This is a genomic window from Streptomyces sparsus, assembly GCF_054776295.1.
Genome location: NZ_BAAHCA010000174.1, coordinates 1 through 7,298, shown reverse-complemented (window position 1 = coordinate 7,298; position 7,298 = coordinate 1). Strand labels below are relative to the sequence as shown.

Genomic DNA, 7,298 nt, shown 5'->3' with positions numbered 1-7,298 from the left:
GTCTGCGGTGCCGGACCGCTGCGGGCCGGGCTCCGGTGACGGCGCGGCGTGGGCCGCTCCGACGGGTGCCGCCAGCACTCCCAGCGCGCAGACCAGTGCGGCTGCCCCCTTGCGTATCACCGTGAGACCCCTCCCTGCGGGGCCGTCCGTCGACTGGCCCCCGCGCGGATGGTGCCACGACGGGCGAGAATGCGACAGGGCGCCCTCGGCCAGGTGTGCCGCATGCGTGTGCGCCCCGGAGTCGTCCGGGCACCCGCTGCCACCCGGCCGCCGTCTTCGCGGACGGGGCCACAACAACGACCGACGAGGTTCACCTCGTGTTCACTCTCGGCCGTCGGGCGCTTCACCTCTTCTGCCTAATTTCAGACAAGTCAAGTGCGCGTCGCACCGCGGTAGCGAAGGTCGCGGCGCATAGCTGGTCAGAACAGAACGTCACGTCGTCCGTCGCTTGCCGTCGAAACCGGTGGGCAAAGGAAGGAACTGAACCGAAGTGAAGTTTCAGCGCACCAACCGGCTTCGCGCCCTGACCGCCGGCGCCCTCGCGGTCACCGGCGCCCTCGTCCTCTCCGGCTGCGGCTCGGACGACAACACCGGCGGCGAAGGCGGCAGCGGCGGCGAGAAGACGAGTGCCGCAAGCGACATCACGTGTGAGGGCGAGGGCAACCTCCTCGCCTCCGGCTCCTCCGCCCAGAAGAACGCCATGGACGTCTGGGTCCAGGAGTACCAGGAGGCCTGCCCGAACACGAAGATCAACTACAACCCGACCGGTTCGGGCGCGGGCATCCAGGAGTTCCTCCAGGGCAAGACCACCTTCGCGGGCTCCGACTCGGCCCTCAAGGAGGACGAGGTCGCCCAGTCCTCCGAGGTCTGCAAGGACGGCGGCAAGGCGATCAACCTGCCGATGGTCGGCGGCCCGGTCGCGGTCGGTTTCAACATCTCCGGTGTCGACGAGCTCGTACTGGACGCCTCCACCCTGGCGAAGATCTTCGACTCGAAGATCTCCAAGTGGGACGACGAGGCGATCAAGAAGCTGAACCCGGACGTGGACCTGCCGTCCACCAAGATCCAGGCCTTCCACCGGTCGGACGAGTCGGGCACCACCGACAACTTCACCGACTACCTGGCCACCGCCGCCCCCGAGGACTACCCCTACGAGCCCGCCAAGGCGTGGGCCGCCAAGGGCGGCCAGTCCGCCAACGGCTCCGCGGGTGTCGCCACCAACGTCAAGCAGACGGACGGCGCGATCGGCTACTTCGAGCTCTCCTACGCCTCCGGCAACGACCTCAAGACCGTCAAGCTGGACACCGGCGCCGGTGACCCCGTCGAGGCGACCGTGGAGAACTCCTCCAACGGCATCGCCGCCGGCAAGATCGTCGGCAAGGACGGCGACCTGGCCATGGAGCTGGACTACAGCACCAAGGAGGCCGGGGCCTACCCGATCATCCTGGTGACCTACGAGATCGCCTGCGACAAGGGCAACAAGCCGGAGAACCTCGAGGCGCTGAAGTCCTTCCTCAACTACACCGCCAGCGAGGACGGCCAGAAGGCGCTCGCCGACATCGACTACGCGCCGGTCCCCGACGATGTCATCAAGCAGGTCCGCGAGGCCATCGGGAACCTCTCCTGACCTGAGCAGCACGCCGGCGGCCCCGGACCGGGGCCGCCACCGAAGCCGGGGTCCGCGACACGGACCCCGGCAGCACCACGTAAAGCCCGAACCCCTTCCGGTGCACCGCCGCCAGGGCCCGGACCGGCAGACGCCGGGCCGCACCCCAGACCGGAGAAACCATGGACATAACTTCCACCGACACGCCTCCACCCCGGACACCGACGCCGCCCACCCCGGGCCGCGCCACCCACCGGGGTGACCAGATCTTCCTCGGCCTTTCCAAGGGCTCCGGCATCGTCCTGCTGGTGATCATGGCGGCCATCGCCGCCTTCCTCACCTGGCGCACGGTGATCGCGCTCGGCAAGAACGAGGGCAACTTCCTCACCACGTTCGACTGGAACGCCAACGCGGACCCGCCGGTGTTCGGCATCGCCGTGCTGGCTTTCGGCACCGTCGTCAGCTCGGTGATCGCCATGGCACTCGCCGTGCCGGTGGCCGTCGGCATCGCGCTGTTCGTGTCGCACTACGCACCGCGCCGGATCGCCACGCCGCTCGCCTACCTGATCGACCTGCTCGCCGCCGTCCCGAGCATCGTGTACGGCCTGTGGGGCGCCCTGTTCCTCGTACCGCACCTCACCGGCCTCTACACCTGGCTGGACGACTTCTTCGGCTGGACGCAGGTCCTCAGCTACGACGGCGGCGCGCCGCGCTCCCTGTTCACCGTGGGCATCCTGCTGGCCATCATGATCCTGCCGGTCATCACCAACGTGTCCCGCGAGGTCTTCAAGCAGTCCCCGAAGATGCAGGAGGAAGCCGCCCTGGCCCTGGGCGCCACCCGGTGGGAGGTCATCCGCATGTCCGTGCTGCCGTTCGGCCGGTCCGGCGTGATCAGCGCCTCCATGCTCGGCCTGGGCCGTGCGCTGGGCGAGACGATGGCCGTCGCGACGGTCATCTCGCCGAGCTTCCTCATCAAGCCCAGCCTGCTCGACCCGGGCGGCGGCACCTTCGCTCAGAACATCGCCGCGGGCTTCAACGAAGCCGGCGAGACCGGCCGGGACGCGCTCATCGCGTCCGGCCTCGTCCTGTTCCTCATCACGCTGCTGGTGAACGGCGCGGCCCGCCTGATCATCGCCCGCCGCAAGGAGTACTCGGGGGCCAACGCATGAGCAACGCCGTCCTCAACAAGAACTCCGCCGACTCCTCGTCCCCCGCGGGCTCTCGGTCCACCACGCTCAAGCAGCCCCGGCTGCCGCGCTGGTCACCGCTCGCCATCGCCGCCGGCTCCGCCCTGGTGGGCATCGGCATCGGCATGGCGGCCGGCCTGACCGCCCGCGTCCAGTGGGGCATCATCGCCGCCATCACCTTCGTACTGGTGACCTACGCCCTCGGCACCCTGGTGGAGGGCCAGCGTCAGGCCAAGGACCGCCTGGCGACCAGCCTCGTCTGGGTCAGCTTCCTCACCGCGATCATCCCGCTGGCGTCGCTGGTCTGGGAGACGATCGCGCGCGGCGCGGCGATGTTCGACCTCTACTTCCTCACCCACTCGATGAGTGGGCTGCGTGACCTCCAGCCGGGCGGCGGCGTCTACCACGCGCTGCTCGGCACCCTCCAGCAGGTCGGCCTGGCCACCCTGATCGCCGCGCCGATCGGCCTGCTCACCGCCGTCTACCTCGTCGAGTACGGCCGCGGCCGGCTCGCGAAGGCGGTGACCTTCTTCGTCGACGTCATGACCGGCATCCCGTCGATCGTGGCGGGCCTGTTCGTGCTCAGCTTCTGGATCATCCTGCTCGACTTCGGCTACTCCGGCTTCGCCGGCTCCATGGCCCTGGCCATCCTGATGATGCCGATCGTCGTGCGCTCCACCGAGGAGATGCTCAAGCTCGTACCCAACGAGCTGCGCGAGGCCTCGCTGGCCCTGGGCGTGCCGAAGTGGCGCACCATTCTCAAGGTGGTGCTGCCGACCGCGATCGGGGGTATCACCACGGGAGTGATGCTGGCCGTCGCACGCATCGCGGGTGAGACGGCTCCGGTGATGCTGCTGGTGTTCGGCGCCTCGTCGATCAACACCAACCCCTTCCAGGACCCGCAGTCCTCACTGCCGTACTTCATCTGGCAGCAGTTCAAGGCCGGCAACCAGTACGCCTACGACCGGGCCTGGGCAGCGGCTCTGGTGCTGATCGCCCTCGTGATGATCCTGAACCTCGCCGCCCGCGGCATCGCCCGCTGGAAGGCCCCGAAGACCGGCCGCTGAGGCCACGCAGACGCAAGAAAGAAGTGATCTCCATGGCCAAGCGCATCGACGTCAGCGGCCTGACCGCCTACTACGGCTCACACAAGGCCATCGACGACATCTCGATGACCGTCGAACCCCGCTCCGTGACGGCCTTCATCGGCCCGTCCGGCTGCGGCAAGTCCACCTTCCTGCGCACCCTCAACCGGATGCACGAGGTCACCCCCGGTGGCCGGGTCGAGGGCAAGGTACTGCTGGACGACGAGTCCCTCTACGGCCCGGGCGTGGACCCCGTCGCCGTCCGCCGCACCATCGGCATGGTCTTCCAGCGCCCGAACCCCTTCCCGACCATGTCGATCTTCGACAACGTGGCGGCCGGTCTGCGGCTGAACGGCCGCTACCGCAAGGCCGAGCTGGAAAGCGTCGTGGAGAAGTCGCTGCACGGCGCCAACCTGTGGAACGAGGTCAAGGACCGGCTGCACAAGCCCGGCTCCGGCCTCTCCGGCGGCCAGCAGCAGCGGCTGTGCATCGCGCGCGCCATCGCCGTCGAACCGCAGGTGCTGCTGATGGACGAGCCCTGCTCGGCGCTCGACCCGATCTCGACGCTGGCGATCGAGGACCTGATCGGCGAGCTGAAGGAACAGTTCACGATCGTCATCGTGACCCACAACATGCAGCAGGCCGCCCGCGTCTCCGACCGGACCGCGTTCTTCAACCTCGCGGCGATCGGCCAGCCCGGCAAGCTCATCGAGATCGACGAGACGGAGCGCATCTTCTCCAACCCGTCCGTCCAGGCCACCGAGGACTACATCTCCGGCCGCTTCGGCTGAGCCCGGCTCAGCCGGCCGCAGCCGGTGGCCGCCCCCCGCCGGGGCCTGCTCCTGCCGGGGCGGGCGCCCGGCCCCCAGGTCGTCTGCGGTGCTGCATGGCGGTGCCACCGTACGACGAAGGGCCCGCCCCCACGTGGGGCGGGCCCTTTCACTCCCGCTCGCCCCGCTCACTCCCGCTCGCCCCGCGCCGGACGACGTTCCCGGTCAGGACGCGGCGGGCGACCGACGGCGTCCCGGCAGGCGTCGGCGCGGCAGGCTTCGGGTGCCGGCGGGCAGGCTTCGGGTGCCGGCGGGCAGGCGTCGAGTGTGGAGCGGGCAGGCGTCGGCCGTCGGACCCCGGCCTCGGGCCGGACCGGCGTCGGGCATTCCGATCCGTTGGCCGGCCGTCCACTCAGCCGAAGGCCAGGTTCACCACCCAGAAACTCGCCGCTGCCACCATGGCCGCAGCCGGCATGGTGATGAACCACCCCGCGACGATGTTCTTGGCGACTCCCCACCGCACGGCCTTGACCCGCCGGGTGGCGCCGACACCCATGATCGCGGAGGTGATCACGTGGGTGGTGGAGATGGGGGCCTGGAACATGTACGCCGTCGTGTACATCACCGACGCGGCGGTGGTCTCGGCGGCGAAGCCCTGGGGCGGGTCCAGTTCGATGATGCGGCGTCCCAGCGTGCGCATGATGCGCCAACCGCCTGCGTAGGTGCCCAGCGACAGCATCAGCGCACAGGCGATCTTCACCCACACCGGGATGGCGTCGCCCTCCTCCTCCACCCCGCCGATGACCAGGGCCATCACCACGATGCCCATCGTCTTCTGGGCGTCCTGGAGGCCGTGGCCGAGTGCCATCGCCGCCGCGGACACGGTCTGGGCGATGCGGAAGCCGCGCTGCGCGCGTTGCGGGTTGGCCGCCCGGAACAGCCACATGATGCCCGACATCACCAGGTAGCCCACGAGCAGGCCGACCACGGGCGAGACGAACATCGGGATGACGACCTTCTGGAGCACGCCGCCCCAGTAGACCGTGCTGGAACCGGCGATTGCCGCACCCACCATGCCGCCGAACAGGGCGTGCGAGGAGGAGGACGGCAGGCCGAAGTACCAGGTGATCATGTTCCAGGTGATCGCGCCCACCAGCGCGGCGAACAGGATGATCATTCCCTGCTTGCCGGTGGGGGTGGCGATCAGCCCTTCACTGACCGTCTTGGCGATGCCGCTGCCCATGAAGGCGCCGGCCAGGTTCATCACCGCCGCCATCACCAGCGCGACCCGCGGCGTCAGGGCCCGGGTCGAGATGGACGTCGCGATGGCGTTCGCGGAGTCGTGGAAACCGTTGGTGTAGGTGAAGAAGAGCGCAACGCCGATGACCACGACGAGTGCAAAGGTGTCCACGTGGTTCAGGACTCCTTGACCGCGATGGTCTCCACCGTGTTCGCGACGTGCTCGAAGGCGTCGGCCGCCTCTTCCAGCACGTCCACGATCTGCTTCAGCTTGAGCACCTCCATGGCGTCGTACTTGCCGTTGAAGAGGTGCGCGAGCAGCTTGCGGTGGATCTGGTCGGCCTGGTTCTCGAGGCGGTTCACCTCGATCCAGTACTCGGTGAGGTGGTCCATCGTCCGCAGGTTCGGCATCGCCTCGGCGGTGAGCTCCGCAGCCCGGGCCAGCACCTCGATCTGCTGCTCGACCCCCTTGGGCAGCGTCTCGACCTGGTAGAGCACCACCAGGTCGACCGCCTCCTCCATGAAGTCCATGATGTCGTCGAGTGACGACGCCAGCCGGTAGATGTCCTCCCGGTCGAAGGGCGTGATGAAGGAGGAGTTCAGCTGGTGGAAGATCGCGTGGGTCGCGTCGTCCCCGGCGTGCTCCGCCGCCCGCATGCGCTCGGCGATCTCGGCACGTGCGGAGGTGTCCGCCCCGAGCAGTTCCATCAGGAGCTTCGAGCCGGTCACGATGTTGTCCGCGGAAGCGGCGAACATGTCGTAGAAGCTCGTCTCCCTCGGGGTCAGACGAAAGCGCACGGGGTTTCCTCGGGGTGCATCGGCGTCAGTCTGGTTGATGCTAAGTGCATCATCCGGCCACAGCGAACCGGCGTCCCCCAGTGTCACCCATCGGACGAGCCGGGCGGCAGGGGGGCCGACATCCAGCGGCGGAAGCCGGTCATTTTTGGGTAACCTATACCGGTCAGGGGTATATCACTCATCCGCTTCCCACCTCGGGAGACCGCATGACGACAACCGAGCCCGAGGCCCTGCCGCCCGGCGACCCGCAGGTTTCGGCCATCCGCCCCGGCACGCCCGAGGGACCGCACGGCTATGCCAAGGAGAAGGACGCCCACCTCAAGCGGCTGCGCCGCATCGAGGGCCAGGTGCGGGGCCTGCACCGCATGGTGGAGGAGGACGTCTACTGCATCGACGTGCTGACGCAGGTGTCCGCCTCCACCAAGGCCCTTCAGTCCTTCGCGCTGCAACTGCTCGAGGAGCACCTGCGCCACTGCGTGGCGGCAGCCGCCACCGAGGGCGGCGAGGAGATCGACGCCAAGGTGGCCGAGGCCACCGCCGCGATCGCCCGCCTGCTGCGCACCTGAGCCGCACCCCGGCGCGCCCCGGCGCGGGACCGTCCGTCCGGGTGCCG

At 68.9% G+C, this 7,298-nt stretch carries 7 protein-coding genes; 5 read left to right on the top strand and 2 right to left on the bottom strand.

Going from position 1 to position 7,298, the window contains the following annotated elements; all coding sequences use genetic code 11:
• Nucleotides 1-490: 490 nt before the first annotated feature.
• The 4 genes from pstS to pstB all read left to right on the top strand — a co-directional run bounded on the left by pstS (nt 491) and on the right by pstB (nt 4,669).
• Nucleotides 491-1,627, top strand: coding sequence for a phosphate ABC transporter substrate-binding protein PstS (pstS, locus tag ACYVE9_RS11190; RefSeq protein ID WP_461027632.1), 1,137 nt, complete (start codon nt 491-493; stop codon nt 1,625-1,627).
• Nucleotides 1,628-1,788: 161 nt separating this feature from the next.
• On the top strand, nt 1,789-2,775 hold the full coding sequence (pstC, locus tag ACYVE9_RS11185) for a phosphate ABC transporter permease subunit PstC (protein ID WP_461027631.1): 987 nt from the start codon (nt 1,789-1,791) through the stop codon (nt 2,773-2,775).
• The gene (gene pstA, locus ACYVE9_RS11180; RefSeq protein ID WP_461027630.1) at nt 2,772-3,860 is read left to right on the top strand and encodes a phosphate ABC transporter permease PstA; all 1,089 of its coding nucleotides are present in this window, start codon (nt 2,772-2,774) and stop codon (nt 3,858-3,860) included. The genes pstC and pstA overlap by 4 nt, the downstream gene beginning before the upstream one ends.
• Before the next feature lie 32 nt (nt 3,861-3,892).
• Nucleotides 3,893-4,669 carry a phosphate ABC transporter ATP-binding protein PstB gene (pstB, locus tag ACYVE9_RS11175; RefSeq protein WP_461027629.1) on the top strand — a complete coding sequence of 259 codons (777 nt, stop codon included), beginning with the start codon at nt 3,893-3,895 and terminating at the stop codon, nt 4,667-4,669.
• Between the two features lie 391 nt (nt 4,670-5,060).
• Here the strand turns inward: pstB and ACYVE9_RS11170 are convergent, their stop codons facing one another.
• Both ACYVE9_RS11170 and ACYVE9_RS11165 read right to left on the bottom strand, forming a co-directional pair.
• A complete protein-coding gene (locus ACYVE9_RS11170; RefSeq protein WP_461027628.1) occupies nt 5,061-6,059 on the bottom strand; it encodes an inorganic phosphate transporter in 999 nt (332 codons plus the stop codon).
• Nucleotides 6,060-6,064: 5 nt separating this feature from the next.
• Nucleotides 6,065-6,685 (bottom strand): DUF47 domain-containing protein, encoded by a 621-nt coding sequence (locus ACYVE9_RS11165; protein WP_461027627.1) that lies wholly within the window; start codon nt 6,683-6,685, stop codon nt 6,065-6,067.
• 206 nt (nt 6,686-6,891) lie between these two features.
• Here ACYVE9_RS11165 and ACYVE9_RS11160 point away from each other — a divergent pair, with 206 nt between their 5' ends.
• Nucleotides 6,892-7,251: a metal-sensitive transcriptional regulator gene (locus ACYVE9_RS11160; protein WP_461027626.1), complete on the top strand. Its 360-nt coding sequence runs from the start codon at nt 6,892-6,894 to the stop codon at nt 7,249-7,251.
• Nucleotides 7,252-7,298 lie beyond the last annotated feature (47 nt).